A 17,154-nucleotide genomic window follows, 5' to 3' on the forward strand; every position below is an offset into this window, starting at 1 on the left:
GGGGAGCGGGCAAGCCCGCTCCCCTGTCGTTAGCAGCGTTGCCGCTCGATCAGAACTTCACGTTGAAGCCCGCATAGAAGCGACGACCGATATTGTCATAGATACCCGAACCGCCACCGATGCCGGTGGAACCGAGCGGCGGACGCTCGTCGGTGAGGTTGTCGACGCCCAGGAAGAACTGCTGCTTCGGACGGATGGAAACGCCGACACGCAGATCATGATAGGTCATCGCACGATACCAAGGGATGTCGGCGAAATCGACATTGGTCGCCGGACGCCCCTGGAACGCCTCGAGCGACTCGATCGAGGTCGCTGCCATCTTGCTGAGATAGCGCAGCTGATAGCCGAAGTAGAACTTGCCGAACTTGCCGTCGACATTGACGTTCATTGCATCGCGCGGATCACCGACTTCACCGCGATAATTGTCGGCAAAGCCCGGCTGGGTCGGATCCAGGAACGCTTCGTTCGTGATCTGGTGCGTGTAGACCACACGCAGCCCAAGGGTATTCTCCGGCGAGAACTTGTAGGAATACGAAAAATCAGCGTTGATGCCGCGCACCTTCAGCTGCGCATAGTTGAGCGGCGACTGGATCAGGCTGCCTTCGAGGATCCGAAACCCGGTGCCGGTCTGCGTACCTGCGGCGTCGTCGCGCTGGAACAGGCTGCAGAACTGGTTGCCGGTGGTCGGCGAGTCATAGCAGGCGTTGACGATCTGCTGTGCGCTCGGCGCCGTGATCACATCGTTGACGGCGATGTTGTAGTAATCAACCGACAGCGAGAGGCCCGGGACCAGCGCCGGCTGCAACACCACGCCATAGGTGTAGGAGTCGGACTTTTCTGCGCCGAGATTGGCGTTGCCCGACGACACCGTCTCCAGCGACTGGGCGTAGTTGTAGTTGAACGCGCCACCCACGGTCGCCGCGCAGTTGGCTGCACGATACTGCGTGCCAAGCGCGAGGTTGGCCTGCGCGCACGGGTCGCTGAAACCGGGCGCGAAGTTCTGACCCGCAGCCGAGTACAGCTCCGTCAGATTCGGTGCGCGTACCGACCGCGAATAGGCGGCGCGGAGCGTAACGCCCTTCACGGGGCTGTAGACGCCATCGAAGTTGTACGCCCAGACGGTGCCGGCCCCACCCTTGTAATCGGACACGCGCGCCGAAGCATGGGCGTTGAGGCTGTGGATCAGGAAGATGTCCTTCAGCAGCGGCACGTTGATTTCGCCGAACGCCTCCTTCACCTCGAACGACGGCGGGTTAAATTCGGCCAGCGCGTTGTAGAAGGTGTAGCCTGCCTCGACGAGCGGGTCCGCCTTGAAGAACGCCGTCTCGCGGCGATACTCACCACCCAGCGCAACGCCGACCGGACCGCCCGGGAGGCTGAAGAAGCTGCTGCTATCGCCCGAAACGAAGCCGGTGAAGTCCAGCTGGGTGATCTTGCCGCGCGAAACCGTGTCTTGCAGGACGTAGTTCTTGGCATCCTGCGAAATGTTGCCGACCCCGAACGGGTTCAGCGGCTTACAGCCGGCGATGTCCCTCTGGAGGATTGCGTCGTTGCCGACGAAATCTTCGGCGCGGCTCGGATCGATCTGCGAGGCGCAGACGATTTGGCCGGACGCGTTCCGCGTCGAGTCCAGGGCGAGTGCGAGACGCTGCGTGTTCACGTTGCCGAGCACGCGGGTGTTCTCGGTGAACTGGCCGTAGTTGCCCGCGACTTCGTAGCGGAAGCTAGAGCCGAGGTCGCCGCGAACGCCGCCCACGACGCGGAAGGTTTCGCGACGTGCCGCTTCCGAACGCATGCCGAGATCGGTCAGGTTCTTGCGGAGAACGAAGCGCGTGGCGTCGGTGATGCTGCCGGGCGCGACACCGCTGGCGACCAGCGCGTTGGTGATGGTAGTCCGCGCCTGGGTCGACAGATAGGGGTTGTCGAGTCGCGGACGCTCGTACAGGGCGTCGATGGTACCGCCGGTGAAGAAGGCAGGGCCCGAACCGCCGGCACTGAAGGAATCCGTCCGCACATACTTGGCTTCGACGAACGGCACGAAGGCGCTGGAAATGTCGAAGTGCCCGATGACGTTGACCGCGTAGCGATCAAGGCGCGGCAGCAGCTGAACCAGCTGGTCCTCACGGCGGGTGTTGCCGTTGCCACCGATGAACGAACCGCCCGGCGTCGTGTTGGTGATGGTCGTCGGGTTCACGCTCGCCGTGGTTGCATTCTGAAGGCCGACGCGCGAGCCGGTCTGCAGGATCAGGTCGCCATTCGAAGCGAACACATAGTTACAGGTGAACGGCCGGCCGTTCGGGAACGTTGCGCTCGTCTGGCTGTCGCGACCACAGGGCGCCGCGCCGGAAGCGGTCGAAGGCGCGAAGGAAATGAGACCGCCGCTGTAGATCGACGCACTGCGCACATCGCGGAAGAAGACGTTGTCGGGGACGCCGTCCGAGCCGTTCGGCAGGCCGGGCGGGTCGGTGTCGACGGTCAGCAGCGTGTCGTTGCGCGCGAAATAGCTGCGATCCGATGCGAACAGGTCGTTCTGATGCGCATATTCGAGATCGACGGCGAGGTTGCCGCGACCGCCTGCGAAGTTCTTGCCTGCCACGAGGCTTGCCGAATAGCTGCCGGCGTCACTGCGGCTGGTGATCGCTCCCTGGCCCCGCATCTGGACACCTTCGAAGTCTTCCTTCAGCTTGAAGTTGACCACGCCCGCAATGGCGTCCGAACCGTACACCGCCGAGTTGCCGCCGGTCGTGATCTGCACATCTTCGATCAGGTCGGTCGGGAAGGTGTTCAGATCGGGCGAAACGGCATTGTTCAGGATGTCCGAGCCGACGTGACGACGACCGTTGACCAGCACCAGCGTGCGCTGCGTGCCGAGACCGTACAGGTCGAGCAGGCTGAGGCCGCCGGTGCCGAGGAAGCGCGACGAATTCTGCTGGCTGAACGTGCTGCGAACCTGCGGCAGGTCATTGAGGACGTCGCCGATCGAGATGCGCGCGGTCTGCGTCAGCTGATCGGCCGTGACCACGGTCACCGGCGAGGAGCCTTCGAGATTCGGACGTGCGATGCGCGAACCGGTGACAACGATGTCCTGACCGGCCGGCGCTTCCTCCTGCGTGGGGGTAGCTGCGGTATCCTGCGCGAAAGCCGGCATGCCGGCGAACACGCCTGCGCCCGCCAGAACCAGCGCCGACAGCGCGGTCCCGGTCCGCAAACGCTTCTGTATCTTCTTCATGGGTGTCCCTCGTTTTTTCCCGGCTGCGTTCCCCAAGGCCGGGATTGTCTCCCCTTCCACCCGCCGCGCCTCATGCCCGGCTGGTAGAGATGGGTCTAAGGAAGCAAGGAACGCCGTCCTCGTAAAGCTTCCATTCATTTCGAGGCCATGATGGGACGAAAACGTCTCCATTTTGCAACAGTTAAGACATGTCCTGTCCCACATGTCACACAGTGCGCAACATTATGTTGCGCGGCGCAACAATCTGCTCAAAAAATGCGCACAAGTGTGAGCGTTCGCAAGATATTCCCACGGATGAAGCGGGGGAGCCGCTGCAGAAAGGCCTGGGCTTTCCGCGGCATTCTCGCCCCACCCCTTCGGAAACGGTCGCGCGCGCAAGCTTGGACCGGCGCATCGCGCCGATCAGCGCGGCGCGTAGCCGAATCGCTCAACCCATGGCTGCAGCACCTCGGACACCGGCGCCAGGTGCCGTTGGTAGCGTTCCCAGCGTCCGATGGCCCGCCGGTACAGCGGCTCGGTCACCTGCGCATAGCTGGCCGTCGAGATCACCCCGCGTTTCCGCGCGGTTTCGCGATGCGCAAGCACGCACTCCTGCCACCCGAGCCCCAGCGCCTCGAACAACGGCCGCAACGTCTCCTCGGGGGCCGCGATCATCGCCTCATAGGCGACAGGGTGCACCGGGCCGGGCAGCAGCGAAGCCGCTTTCGACCAATAGGCGAAGGCTTCCGCATAAAAGGCCGCCGCCGTCTCCAGCGTGAGGAAATTGGCCATCGCGTTGTTCAGGCGGAAGTTGGTGATGAAACAGCTCAGCACGACGTCGCAGGGATGCCGAAGGGCGAGAATGACGGGCGCATCGGGGAAGAGGCGCCGGATCAGCGGAAGCCGCAGCAGGTGGAGCGGAGACTTGTCCACCAGCAAGGCGCCCGGCCTGTGCGGTGCCAATCGCTCGACTTCCGCGTAATAGCGCTCGCGGAACTGCTTCGCATCCGCGTCGGTCAATGCCGCCAAGCCGGCGAGACCGCCCGCTGCTTCCTCGACCAGGCGAAGCGGCGGTTGCTCCTCGAGAACCTGCACGTCGGGATGGCCCATCAACATCGTGTCGAGCAGCGTGGTACCCGATCGCGGAAAGCCCAGCAGGAACGCCACGCGACGCGTTTCCAGATGGGCAATCGGGCGCCAGGTGCGGACCCAGTCCGCATCCAGCAGCGCATCGTCCGCCGCGAGGGCTGCTCGCGTCGTCGCTGCGCGGGATAGCGGGTCGGACGGATCGGCCGCGAGCAAGGCATTCATCCGCTGGAAGCTGGCGAAGGCATCGTCATACGCCCCCAGCCCGTCGTAGAACTGGCCGGCGAGCTGCGCGCTGCGGATGGGTTCGATGATCTCGGGAACGCGCGCAAGCGCCGCCAGCCCCTCGGCGAACCGCTTCTCGCGACGACAGAGCAGTGCTTCCAGAAAGGCTTGCGCACTGGGATCGCTGCCATTCGCACGGGCCGCCTCGAGCAGTGCAGGCAGCTCTTCCTCGCGGTTCCGATGTTCGAGCAGCAGCCCCTTCATGATGAGCGCCTCGGCATGGTCCGGACGCACGTGCAGTATGTCCGCGATTACCGCTTCCGCGCCGTCAGCATCCCATTGATCGAACCGTTCGCTGGCGAGCGCCAGGCGTAGTTCGACATTGGCGGGATCCCGGCCCACAGCCTCCTCCAGCGCCGCGATCGCTTGGTCGGGCCGTCCCAGTTGCTTCGACAGGGCCGCCAGTTCCGCCAGGGGCTTGGCATCTGCCGGAAACGCACGGGCACACTGGGCCAGCAGGGCGACGGCTTCCTCCGCCCGGTCCGCCTGCGCCAGCGCGCTCGCCAGGTTCAGCCGAATGGGCGCGGCAGGCGAAAGCGCAGCCGCGCGGGTGAGCGCCTCGACAGCTCCCGGTGCATCACCCTGGTCGGCACGGGCATTGCCCAGGTTGTTCCAGCTCTCCGCATCCTCGGGAAACGCCGCGACGACCGCGGCGTAGCAGGCCTCGGCCATCGCATAGTCTTCGCGCCGCTGCGCGACATAGCCGAAGGCGCGCCACAGGCGCCCCGACGGATCGGCGCGCGGGTCGATATTGTTCGCCAGTGCCTGCGCTTCGTCCAAGGCGCCGGCGTCCGACAAGGCGCGCAACAGGTTCACGGCGACGCCCACGTCGGCCGGCGCGTCGACGTGCGCCGTGCGCAGAAATCCGATGCCCGCTGCGAGATCGCCCATCTGGCAGCATAGCGCACCCACCAGCCCCGCGACCACCGCTGGCGCGCCGGCATTCCGATAGAGTCGCTCGGCTCGGCCGCGCGCGCCGGCGACATCTCCCCGCGAGGCCAGCGAAAGGATGGCGCGAAGCTCCGTCGTCTCGTCGGCAGTCAGCGGGGGTGCGGGGCGGGTCATGGGCAAATCCTAGCGGCGAAATCTTCGTCGGACAAAAAAATGGGCGGCGCTCCAACGGCGCGCCGCCCCATCTCTAGCGACATTGAGGTGCGTTAGAAGTTGATGGTCGCACCCGCGAAGACGTACCGGCCGAGCGCATCGTAGACCGCCGGATAGGTGTTGCCGTTGCAGGGACCGGTCGGGCAGGCCGAAGCATTGCCCGCGGCATCGCCCGAACCGACCAGCGGCGGCTCGCGATCGAGCAGGTTGTTCACGCCGAGACGCAGCGTGTACCGCTTGGTCGGAGCGAAGGTCAGCGCCAGATCGAAGTAGCTCTGGGCACCCAGGCGAGAGCCGAAGTTGAAATAATTGCCCTTCAGCGTCTCGTCGTTGCTCGACAGGTCGACCTTGACCGGATCGATGTAGCGCCACTGCAGCGAGGCGCCGATGCCGGCAGGCGACGTGTAGCTCAGGCGCGCCTTGTGGCGCCAGCGCGGGTTCGGGGCCGAGGGCGTCGACGTCAGGGTGCTGCACTTCGTGCCGTAGTAGCCGGCACAGTCATACGAGTCGGTCAGCCCGTTGTTGATCTCGTAGCTGTCCAGATACGTGCCGATCATGGTGAAGCTGAAGTTGCCTACGCCGCTGATATTGCGCGTATACCCGAAATTGACATCGATGCCCTTGGTCTGGACCCGGCCGACATTGCTCGAGATGTCGTTCACATAGCCGTCGTTGGTCAGCCACAGCGAACCCGTGACGGGGTTGCGCTTGATCAGCGCACACGCCTTCGGATTGAGCGTGTTCGTGCAACTTGCCAGGATCGCGTCGGCACCGAAGCCTTGGATCGCACCGCGCACCTTGATGTCGAAATAGTCGACGCTCAGGTTCAGGCCCGGAATGAAATCGGGCTGGAAGATCACACCGAACGACTTGGTGGTGGCGATTTCCGGGGTCAGCTGGTCGTTGCCGCCGATCAGGCCGTTATACTGGCCGGCCGGGTTCGAGGCGACGCGCTGGCCGATCGACAGGCCCTGCGCAAGGCAGCCCCTGTCGGCCGCGGTGAGCACGCGGTCCGAGCACGGATCGGTCGAGCCGTCGAGCGCAACATGCTGGACCGAGAACAGTTCCTGCAGGTTGGGCGCACGAACCGCGCGGTTGTAGCTGCCGCGGAAGCGGACCGCACGTACCGGCGCGAATTCGAGACCCAGCTTGTAGGTATTGGTGTTGAACGACCGGCCGTTGCTGATCTCATAGTGCGAGAAGCGATAGCCGCCCACGAAGGACAGGTCGTACACGAAGTTCTTGTTGACCAGCGGGACCTGCGCTTCGCCGAACCCTTCAGTAACGCGGTAGCTGCCCGAGATCGGCAGCGTAGCGCCACCTTGGCCGGTCAGGTCGCCGGTCGCGAAACCTTCGTCAACCTTCAGTTCCAGCGCCTCGCGACGATATTCGACGCCGAGGTTGACCACGGCGCCGCGATCCGCCCAGGGGGTCTTGATGCCATAGTTGCCGAGATCGCCGGTGATCGAGCCGCTCGCCACCTGCTCCGACACGGTGCCGTGCTGGAAACCGGTCGCCGACAGGTAGTTGACCGCCGCCGGCGTCACGGTGCTGAGGCCGCCGAAGATGTCGTACGGTACGCAGTTCGGATCGGCGCCCGTGGTCACCGAACGGCAGGTCGGCGTGCCGTTGACGTTGACGACGTCCAGCGCGTTGTTGAGCTTCCGGACCGAGAACTCGTTGCTGTAGATCTGCGAGTAGATCGTGCGGCCATACTGGTAATAAGCGTCGTAGTTCCAGGCTTCGCCCAGCGCGCCCTTGGCGCCGATCACGCCGCGATACTGGGTGTGGCCGAAGTCGGCCGCGCGCGGACCGCCTTCGACGTTGCGGCGAAGCAGCTGGAAAAAGGCCTTGTTGTAAGGCTGGCCAGTGGTCGGATCGATATAGGTGAGCGCGCCCGGACCCGGGTTGGAGACCGCCGTCAACGGGAAGTTGCCGAGGAAACCGTTGATCAGATTCTCGTTCGCGCAGACGACCGACTTCTGCTGCGCCGACATCAGCGGGTTGTCGCAATTGATCGTCAGCGTGTTGCCGAAGTCACCCGACGGCGCAATCTGCGCGACCGAGCGATCGTCCATGAAGTTGAACTCGAGATAGGGATGCAGCGCATCGCTGACTTCGTAGTTCACGAAGGCGCCGCCGGTGTAGCGTTCGTCCGGGCGCTGGAAATAGTTGGTTGGCGCGAAATTATAGCGGGTACGGCCCGGCTGCAGGGTGCGGCCGCTGCCGATCTGGAAGAAGGTCGAGGTGCCGTCATTGTACAGCACGATGTTGCCCGGCGCGGACGTTGACGAACCGCCGCACTGCAGCGCCGTCGCGTTCGCATTCTGGATGGTGCAGGCGCTGTAGTCGCGGTTCGACTGAACCACGGCGTCGACCTTGCGGTATCCGAAATAGGCGACCGCATGGCCGCGATCGTCGTCGAACTTGGCGCCAACCGACAGCGTCGCGTTGACCGTGCCACCGTCGGTGACGCTGCCCGTGGGATAGCCGAAGCCGGAGAAGCCGGCCTTGGTGCGCGCATCGAGCAGCGGCGGCGTGATGTCGTTGCTGTTGTTGTGCTGGTACAGGCTGTACTGGCCGTCGAGGCGGATACCGGTGAAATCGGTGTCCATCACGAAGTTCACGACACCGGCGACCGCGTCCGCACCATAGGTCGACGATGCGCCGCCCGTCAGCACTTCCACGCGCTTCACCAGCGCTTCCGGGATCGCGTTGAGGTCGGCCGCGGAGGTCGTCGGATCGCCCGGCATCAGGCGACGGCCGTTGATCAGCACCAGCGTCCGCTGCGGGCCAAGGCCGCGAAGATCGACGGTGGCGGCGCCGCTCGCGCCGTTCGAGACCGTGCTCGACTGGCCGGCAAACACCTGCGGCAGCGAGTTCAGCATGTCCTCGACGCGGGTGATGCCCTGCAGCTTGAGGTCTTGGCTGCTGACCACCGTGACCGGGCTGACCGATTCAAGGTTCGGCTGCGGGATGCGCGAGCCCGTGACGAGGATCTCCTGCGGCCCGTCACTGGTAGCGCCGCTTCCCGGAACGGCGGTGGTGTCTTGCGCCATGGCAGGCGCCGCAAACAGCGCGCCAGCAACAACAACTGCGGAAAGCGCACAGCCTCCCCGCAGCATCATGTGCATATTCTTCATGCAAGTACCTCTTTCTACCGAGGCCACGAACAAAAAGCGTCGGTCCCCGGAATGTCTCCCCGGCTCTTCCTTCGGTCGGACCGGCAGGAAGAGCTTGCGGCAGAAGGAAGCAGCTAAGCTTGAGTGTTGTAAAGCGACGCTATTGACGATGTTTACGGTTTCACGAAACTGTCGCTTAAAAGCCACATCTTAGCACAGGAAATTGCGACAAATCCGCGCTGGATTGTTACAAAGTTTCGCTGGGCATGGCAGCATTGTACAGAATTCAGGCAGGCATCGCCCCCGCTGCAAGCAGCGGGTCGATCCGCGCGCCGCGCCACATCATCCCCCAGTGCAAATGCGGCCCCGTGGCGCGGCCGGTCGCGCCCACCGCGCCGAGCAGCTGGCCCTGACGGACCACAACCCCCTCCGCCACGTCGATCCGCGACAGGTGCAGAAAGGCGCTCGACAGCCCCATGCCATGGTCCAGCATCAGGAGATTGCCCTCCAGCGTGAAGGGCGCCTCGGCGGCGAGGATCACCGCCCCGTCGGCCGGCGCACGGACCGGCGTGCCGGTCGGCAGGGCGATGTCGATGCCCGAATGATAGGCACCCGGCTCACCCGCATAGATGCGCTGCGAACCGAACAGGGTCGAGATGCGACCCGTTGCCGGCCACGCGAAGCGCTGCCGCCACCCCTCGGCGAGGGTCTGCTTCGCACGCGCCGCCGCGATTCGGGCAAGCTCGGCAGGACGCCGGGCTTCGAACTCGGCACTCGGCACGGGATATTTGGGAAGCTGGTCCAGCCGCGAGATGTTCCAGGCGCGCGGCGCGATCGCAAGGTCCGCGCGGAGCGCATGGCCGCCGCTGCCCGTCGCCGCCAGCACCGCCGCCGCCGGCGCGTCGCGATCAAAGGCGATCAGGAAGCGGCGATCTGCCGCTACGGGAACCGGCTGGTCGTTGAAGCGCAGATCCGATGCGCCGGCGGGAAGCTGCCCGCGGGCGATGCCGCCCTGCTCGAAATGCCCGTCCAGCGCGAAGGGATCCCCGCCCGCCCGCGCGGTCCGCGCCATGAGCGTCGTCGCCAGCATCGCCGCGGCGAACCGCCGCCGATCGATCATGCTTCGAGCAGCGCCTTGGTCGCCGCCTCGGGCGTGGCATAGGCTTCCTGCCGCGCGACGCTCCAGTAGCGCAGCGAGTCGACGGGGATGCGCTCGCCGGTGACTGCGCACAGCACATGGTCGCCGGGCGACAGGACGCGGAAGCCGTTGGCCATATAGTGCAGCTTGGCGACGCGGGCGGTGTTGGACATCAGCATGGGCGGCGCCATTCCTGCTTTCGAGTGGGTTGGATGCGCCTCACAGCAGCGTCGGCTGTTCGGGCTTGGGCGCAGCATAGGCCTTGCCCGCGCCGCGCTCAACCCGGGCATCCACCGAACCGTCGGCGAAATGCAGCGTCACGGCCTGCGCCGCGCGCGCATCCTCGGCCGAGGCGACGACCTTGCCGGTGCCGCGCCCCTCCACCCAGGCATAACCCTTCTTGAGCGGCAATTCGGGATCGAGCAGTTCGAGATGCCGGCCGATCGCGGCCAGCCGCTCGGCGGCAATCGCGAAACGACGTTCGAGCGACGCCGGCTTCAGCGCCTCGGCCGGGCGGGCGAAGCGCTGGCGCAGCGCCGCCAGCTCGCGATCGGCGGCGCGATCCAGCGCGAGGGCGCCCAGCCGCTGTCGCGCGGTAGCCAGCCTCTGTTCGAGCGTGGCCGGGCGCAGCGCCGCGCCCGCACGATCGAGCTGGCCGCGCGCCACCGTCACCCGGCGTTCGAGCCCCAGCCCGAGCCGCGCGCCCGCATCGTCGAGCCGCTGGCGCTGCGGACCCAGCAACGCGTCGCGGCGCGGCAGCACGCGGACCAGCGCCGCCAGCTGCTCGCCGGCGCGCTCGTGATAGCGGCGCACGCAGCGTTCGGTGCGGTGCGCCAGCGTGGCGATGCCGTGACGGACGTCGGCGAGCACCGGCACCGCGATTTCGGCGGCGGCCGTGGGCGTTGGCGCGCGCAGATCGGCAGCGAAGTCGCACAGCGTGGTATCGGTCTCGTGCCCGACCGCCGAGATGATCGGGATCGCGCATTCCGCCACCGCGCGGACGACGACTTCCTCGTTGAACGACCATAGATCCTCGACCGAGCCGCCGCCGCGCGCGACGATCACCAGATCCGGGCGCGGCACCGGGCCGCCCGGCTGGATCGCGTCGAAACCGCGCACCGCACGCGCGATTTCCTGTGCCGAACCGTCGCCCTGCACCTTCACCGGCCAGACGAGGACATGGCTGGGGAAGCGATCCTCCAGCCGATGCAGGATGTCGCGGATCACCGCGCCGGTGGGCGATGTGACCACGCCGATCACGCGGGGCATGTAGGGGAGCGGCTTTTTCCGCTCGCGATCGAACAGTCCCTCGCCCGCAAGCTTCGCCTTGAGCTTTTCGAGCAGCGCCATCAGCGCGCCTTCCCCGGCCAGTTCCATCCGCTCGATGACGATCTGGTATTTGGAACGGCCGGGATAGATGGTGAGCTTGCCGGTGGCGATCACCTCCAGCCCGTCCTGCGGCTGGAACGGCAGCGCCGATGCCGCCCCGCGCCAGATCACCCCGTCGATCACCGCGTCCATGTCCTTGAGCGCCAGATAGGCGTGGCCGGAGGCGGCGCGCTTCCAGCCCGAAATCTCGCCGCGCAGGCGGACATGGCCGAACTCGCCCTCCACCATCCGCTTCAGCCGGCCGGAGAGTTCGCTGACGCTCATCGGCGCCGCGTTGTCCCCGGGCACCGCCTCGGCTACGAGCCGCGCCGATGATGTCTCGAATAAGGGGTCGGCCATGAACGTCCTGCTACTGGGTTCGGGGGGGCGCGAACATGCGCTCGCCTGGAAGCTCGCGCAATCGCCGCTGCTGACGCAGCTTTTCGCCGCACCGGGCAATCCGGGCATAGCGGCGCATGCGTCGTGCGTCGACCTCGCAGCGACCGATCCTGCGGCGGTGCTCGCCTTCGCGCGCGAACACGGCATCGGCCTGGTCATCGTGGGCCCCGAGGCGCCGCTGGTAGCCGGCGTGGGCGATGCGCTGCGCGCGGCCGGCATTCCGGTGTTCGGGCCCAATCGTCTGCCGGCGCAGCTGGAAGGATCGAAGGGCTTCACCAAGGATCTCTGCGCCCGCGCGAACATCCCCACCGCGGGCTATGTCCGCGTCCACGGGCTCGAAGAGGCGCTGGCGGCGCTCGAACCGTTCGGCCTGCCGGTGGTGGTGAAGGCTGACGGCCTCGCTGCCGGCAAGGGCGTGACGGTGGCGATGACCCGCGACGAGGCGGTCGGCGCGCTCACCGCGATCTTCGCCGATGCGGGCGCCAGCGCGGTGATCGAGGAATTCCTCGACGGCGAGGAAGCCAGCCTGTTCGTGATCACCGACGGCACGGATGCGGTGCTCTTCGGATCGGCGCAGGACCACAAGCGCGTCGGCGAGGGCGATGTCGGGCCGAACACCGGCGGGATGGGCGCGTACAGCCCCGCGCCGGTGCTCACCCCGGCGCTGGAGCGCGCGGCGATGGAGCGGATCGTCCTGCCGACCATTGCGGCGCTGGCGGCCGAGGGCATCCCCTATTCGGGCGTGCTCTATGCCGGGCTGATGCTCACCAAGGCCGGCCCGAAGCTGATCGAGTATAACGCCCGGTTCGGCGACCCCGAATGCCAGGTGCTGATGCTGCGGCTGGAGGACGACCTGCTCGAACTGCTGCTGGCAACCGCCCGCGGCGAACTGGCCGGCCGTCCCGCGCCGCGCTTCCGCCCCGACACCGCGCTGACCGTGGTGATGGCGGCGCGCGGCTATCCGGGCACGCCGGAGACCGGCGGCAGCATCGAAGGGATCGACGCGGCAGAAGCCGGCGGCGTGCAGGTGTTCCATGCCGGCACCAAGCTTCAGGGCGATATGCTGGTGGCGAGCGGCGGCCGGGTACTGAACGTGACTGCGATCGGGCCGGACATCGCGACGGCGCAGGCAGCGGCCTATCGCGGCGTCGACGCCATCGACTTCCCTACCGGCTTCTGCCGGCGCGACATCGGCTGGCGCGAACTGGCGCGCGCGCGCGACTGACCCAGGCGAGGCGCGGCTGCACCGGCGGCCGCGTCCCTGCCGGAAGCACGCGAAACATCATCGCCCAGGGGGCGATCAGGCATGTATCGCGATGTCAGGGGAAAATGGTGCGCCCGGAACGATTCGAACGTCCGACCCTCAGATTCGTAGTCTGATGCTCTATCCAGCTGAGCTACGGGCGCATTGGAGGTGCGGCGCCTAAACGAGGTTCCAGGGTAGCGCAACCCCCTTTTTGCAGTCTTCGCGTCAATTATCGCGATAGGGCAGCATATCCTCGTCGAACGAGCGCGGCTGGTTGAGCTCCCAGGTCGCGCCGTCCCAGCGATCCTCCTGGTCGTCATACTGGATCAGCGTGCCTTCGGGGCAGCCCAGCGCGACCAGTTCCTCGCGGCAGAAGGCGCGGCCGCGCGCGAGATCGGTCAGGTCGACGTCGAGGATCGCGCAGGCAGGGCGCCACTGGCCACCATCGTCGAGCGTCTCGATCAGCGTGCCGCCGCCGCAGCTGCCCAGCCCGGCGATGCGCAGCTCGGCATCGAGGAACACGCCGAAGCGACCCTCGCGTTCATGGGGGTCCATGTCGCCGGGAAAGGCGACGGACACGCGGTGCGTGTCGAGCGGCTCCGCCAGAAGGGCGTCGAGCCCGGGTAGGAACCGCTCGATCATCGCATCATCCTCGCAAGGTCGCGCCCAGCTTCGCCGCCGCCACGACGACCTTGTCGGCCACCGCCTTCAGGTCCGCATCGGTGAAGCTCTTCTCGCCCGGTTGCAGCGTGACTTCAATGGCCAGGCTCTTTTGCCCCTCGGGCACGCCCTGGCCGGTGAAGACGTCGAACAACCGCGCATCGACGATCGTGGCCTTGTCCGCGCCCTTGACGGTGCGGACGAGGTCGCCCGCCGCCAGCGCCGTCGGCACCAGGAAGGCGAAGTCGCGCGTCACCGCCTGCAGCGCAGGCGGCGTGAAGGCCGGGCGGGTGAAGCCGCTGGCCTTCTTGGCCGGCAGCGCGTCGAGATGGATCTCCACCGCCGCTACCGCGCCGTCGAGGTCGAACGCCTTGAGCACGCTAGGGTGCACCATGCCGAAGCTGGCGAGGACGTTCTTGGGCCCGAGCCGCAGCGTTGCCGACTGGCCGGGATGGTAGGCGCCACCCGCCTCGCCCATCACCTGCAGATTGCCGACCGGCGCGCCGGCGGCCTCCAGCAGCGCGAGCGCCTCGGCCTTGGCGTCGAACGCAGTGAAGGGCTGGGCCTTGCCGCCCTGCCAGCCGCGCGCGGCCTTGGATCCGGCCAGCACCACGCCGAGCGTCAGCCGCTCCTTGTCCGCCAGATAGCGACGGCCGACCTCGAACAGGCGGACGCTGGTCGCCCCGCGCTTGAGGTTGCGCTCCGCCGCTGCCAGCAGGCCGGGCAGCAGCGAGGGGCGCATGACCTTCATGTCCTCGCTGATCGGGTTGGCGAGCGTCCAGGCGCCGCCGCCGAACACTTCGGCCTGGGCTTCGGGGAGGAAGCTCCAGGTGATCGCCTCGTTCAGCCCGCGCGCGGCGGCGGTGCGGCGCATCCTGCGCTCGAGCTTCTGCTCGGGCGTAGCGGTAGGCGTCGCAACGCCGGGGGTGCGCGGCAGCGGCACCGAGGGCACGTTGTCGATGCCGGCGATGCGGATCACTTCCTCGACGATGTCGGCCGGGCCGTCCACGTCGCGGCGCCAGCTTGGCGCGGTGACGCGGAAGGCTTCGAAGCCATCGCCGAGTTCGACCGGATCGCCATTGCCGTCCAGCGGCTGCACGACGAAGCCCAGGCTTTCCAGGATTTCCACCTGCTGCGTCGCGGGGACAGCAAGACCGCCCAGCGTTTCCGCCAGCGCCGGATCATAGCCGACAACCGCGCCCACCTTTGGCGGGGTGCCGCTGCGGGTGACGTCGCTCGGGGTACCGCCGCACAGCGCCAGCACCAGCCGGCTGGCGATCGCCAGCCCCTCGTCGAGGAATGCGGGATCGACGCCGCGCTCGAAGCGGGTGCGCGCATCGCTGGTCAGCAGCAGCTTCTGGCCGGTGCGGGCGATGTGCTCGGGGTCGAAATAGGCGCATTCGATCAGCACGTCGGTCGTCTCGTCCGAACAGCCCGAATGCTCGCCGCCCATGATGCCGCCGATGTCGTGCACGGCTGCGTCGTCGGCGATTACGGTCATGCCGTCGGTGAGCGTGTAGGTCTTGCCGTTCAGCGCCAGCACGGTCTCGCCGTCCTTGGCCTTGCGCGCGACCAGCCCGCCCGAGAGCTTGGCCATGTCATAGACGTGGAGCGGGCGGCCGAGCCCGAACATCACGAAGTTGGTGATGTCGACCAGCGCCGAGATCGGCTTCTGGCCCACCGCCTTGAGGCGTTGCTGCAGCCAGTCGGGCGACGGCCCGTTCTTCACGCCGCGCACGACCTGGCCGTAAAAGGCCGGGCAGCCCGCTGCGTCGTCGGTGCGCACGTCGGGACCTGCGCCCTGCGGCACGATCGCCGGCAGGCCCGCCAACACCGCGTCGAGCGGCTTGAGCGTGCCCAGACCTGCGGCAGCGAGGTCGCGGGCGATGCCGCGCACGCCCATGCAGTCCTGGCGGTTGGGCGTGATCGAGACGTCGATCACCGGATCGTCCAGCCCCGCATAGTCGGCGAACGCCGTGCCGACCGGCGCGTCCACCGGCAGCTCGATGATGCCGTCATGGTCCTCGCCCAGCTCCAGCTCGCGGGTCGAGCACATCATGCCGTTCGATTCGATGCCGCGCACCGCCGCGACCTTGAGCGTCATGCCATTGGCCGGCACCACCGCGCCGGGCAGGCCCAGCACGCCGACCAGCCCTGCCCGCGCGTTCGGCGCGCCGCACACCACTTGCAGCGGACCTTCGCCGAAATCGACGCTGAGCACCTGCAGCTTGTCGGCCTGGGGGTGGCGCTCGGCGGTCAGCACGCGGGCGACGCGGAACCCGGCCAGCCGCTCGGCGGGATTCTCGACGCCCTCGACTTCGAGACCGACACGGGTCAGCGCCTCGAGGATCTCGGTCAGCGAGGCTTCGGTTTCCAGATGCTCCTTGAGCCAGCGCAGGGTGAACTTCATGCGCCGACTCCCCCGCTCAGCGTGGGCACGTCGAGCGCCGAAAAGCCGTAATGCTTGAGCCAGCGCAGATCGCCGTCGAAGAAGGGGCGCAAATCGTCCATCCCATATTTGAGCATCGCCAGCCGGTCGACGCCGGTGCCGAAGGCGAAGCCCTGCCATTCGTTCGGATCGAGCCCGCAGGCCTCGATCACCCGCCGGTGCACCATGCCGCTGCCCAGCACTTCCATCCAGCCGCCGCCGGGCGCGTCGCCGCTGCCGCCGATCACCCGCTTGCCGTCCTTCCAGGTGAAGCCGACATCGACTTCGGCCGAAGGCTCGGTGAAGGGGAAATAGCTGGGGCGCAGGCGCAGCACGATATCGTCGCGCTCGAAGAACGCCTTGAGGAAGGTCTCCAGCGTCCATTTCAGGTGGCCGAGCGTGATGCCCTTGTCGATCACCAGGCCTTCGATCTGGTGGAACATCGGCGTGTGCGTGGCATCCGAATCCGAACGATAGACGCGGCCCGGCGCGATGATGCGGATCGGGGGCTTCTGGCTTGTCATCGTGCGGATCTGCACGGGGCTGGTGTGCGTGCGCAGCACCATCGGCTGCTCATGCTCGCCGGCGAGATAGAAGGTATCGTGCATCGCGCGCGCCGGATGCGTCTCCGGGATGTTGAGCGCGGTGAAATTGTGCCAGTCGTCCTCGACCTCGGGGCCGGTGGCGACCGCGAAGCCGAGATCGGCGAAGATCTCCGCCAGCTCGTCCATCACCTGGGAAACCGGGTGGACCGATCCGGGCGCGACGCCGTCGACCGGCAGCGTCATGTCCACCGTCTCGCTGGCAAGGCGCGCGTCGAGCGCGGCCTGTTCCATCGCCGCCTTGCGCGTGGCCAGCGCCTCGGTGACGGCTTCGCGCAAGCTATGGATGCGCGGCCCCTGCTCCTGCCGCTCCTCGGGGGTGAGCTTGCCGAGCGTCTTGAGCAGGCCGGTGATCGCGCCCTGCTTGCCGAGCGCCTGGACGCGCACCGCCTCCAGCGCATCGAGCGCGGTGGCGGCATCGATCGCGGCAAGCAGCTCGCCGCGCAGGGTATCGAGATCGGTGGTCATCGTTTTCCGTTCACTGTGCGAGGTGGCTGGAACCCCAGAC

General features: G+C 67.0%; 10 protein-coding genes and 1 tRNA gene. 1 reads left to right on the top strand and 10 read right to left on the bottom strand.

What is annotated here, in order from left to right; translation table 11 throughout:
- Positions 1–49: 49 nt before the first annotated feature.
- The 6 genes from SPI01S_RS08425 to xseA all read right to left on the bottom strand — a co-directional run bounded on the left by SPI01S_RS08425 (position 50) and on the right by xseA (position 11,671).
- On the bottom strand, positions 50–3,229 hold the full coding sequence (locus SPI01S_RS08425; RefSeq protein WP_066721115.1) for a TonB-dependent receptor domain-containing protein: 3,180 nt from the start codon (positions 3,227–3,229) through the stop codon (positions 50–52).
- A gap of 402 nt (positions 3,230–3,631) precedes the next feature.
- On the bottom strand, positions 3,632–5,644 hold the full coding sequence (locus SPI01S_RS08430) for a tetratricopeptide repeat-containing sulfotransferase family protein (protein WP_066721118.1): 2,013 nt from the start codon (positions 5,642–5,644) through the stop codon (positions 3,632–3,634).
- A 92-nt stretch (positions 5,645–5,736) separates the two neighbouring features.
- Positions 5,737–8,826, bottom strand: a complete 3,090-nt coding sequence (locus SPI01S_RS08435; protein ID WP_066721121.1) for a TonB-dependent receptor domain-containing protein — start codon at positions 8,824–8,826, stop codon at positions 5,737–5,739.
- Positions 8,827–9,091: 265 nt separating this feature from the next.
- Positions 9,092–9,925: a M23 family metallopeptidase gene (locus SPI01S_RS08440; protein WP_066721124.1), complete on the bottom strand. Its 834-nt coding sequence runs from the start codon at positions 9,923–9,925 to the stop codon at positions 9,092–9,094.
- Complete coding sequence (locus SPI01S_RS23310; protein WP_066721469.1) at positions 9,922–10,122, bottom strand: DUF2093 domain-containing protein; 201 nt, start codon at positions 10,120–10,122, stop codon at positions 9,922–9,924. The genes SPI01S_RS08440 and SPI01S_RS23310 overlap by 4 nt, the downstream gene beginning before the upstream one ends.
- 40 nt (positions 10,123–10,162) lie before the next feature.
- The gene (xseA, locus tag SPI01S_RS08450; RefSeq protein ID WP_066721126.1) at positions 10,163–11,671 is read right to left on the bottom strand and encodes an exodeoxyribonuclease VII large subunit; all 1,509 of its coding nucleotides are present in this window, start codon (positions 11,669–11,671) and stop codon (positions 10,163–10,165) included.
- Here xseA and purD point away from each other — a divergent pair.
- Positions 11,670–12,935, top strand: coding sequence for a phosphoribosylamine--glycine ligase (gene purD, locus SPI01S_RS08455; RefSeq protein ID WP_066721129.1), 1,266 nt, complete (start codon positions 11,670–11,672; stop codon positions 12,933–12,935). The genes xseA and purD overlap by 2 nt on opposite strands.
- A 105-nt stretch (positions 12,936–13,040) precedes the next feature.
- On the opposite strand, the gene SPI01S_RS08460 is transcribed toward purD, so the two are convergent.
- From SPI01S_RS08460 to pheS, 4 genes are all read right to left on the bottom strand, one after another.
- A tRNA-Arg gene (locus SPI01S_RS08460) sits at positions 13,041–13,117 on the bottom strand.
- A gap of 64 nt (positions 13,118–13,181) precedes the next feature.
- Entirely contained in the window at positions 13,182–13,598 is a 417-nt protein-coding gene (locus SPI01S_RS08465) for a hypothetical protein (protein WP_066721132.1), read from the bottom strand.
- 4 nt (positions 13,599–13,602) lie between these two features.
- Positions 13,603–16,026 (bottom strand): phenylalanine--tRNA ligase subunit beta, encoded by a 2,424-nt coding sequence (gene pheT, locus SPI01S_RS08470; RefSeq protein WP_066721136.1) that lies wholly within the window; start codon positions 16,024–16,026, stop codon positions 13,603–13,605.
- Positions 16,023–17,114 carry a phenylalanine--tRNA ligase subunit alpha gene (gene pheS / locus SPI01S_RS08475; protein WP_066721139.1) on the bottom strand — a complete coding sequence of 364 codons (1,092 nt, stop codon included), beginning with the start codon at positions 17,112–17,114 and terminating at the stop codon, positions 16,023–16,025. Before pheS ends, pheT begins: the two co-directional genes overlap by 4 nt.
- Between the last annotated feature and the right edge of the window lie 40 nt (positions 17,115–17,154).

It is taken from the genome of Sphingomonas pituitosa NBRC 102491, from assembly GCF_001598435.1.
Taxonomy (GTDB): Bacteria; Pseudomonadota; Alphaproteobacteria; order Sphingomonadales; family Sphingomonadaceae; genus Sphingomonas; species Sphingomonas pituitosa.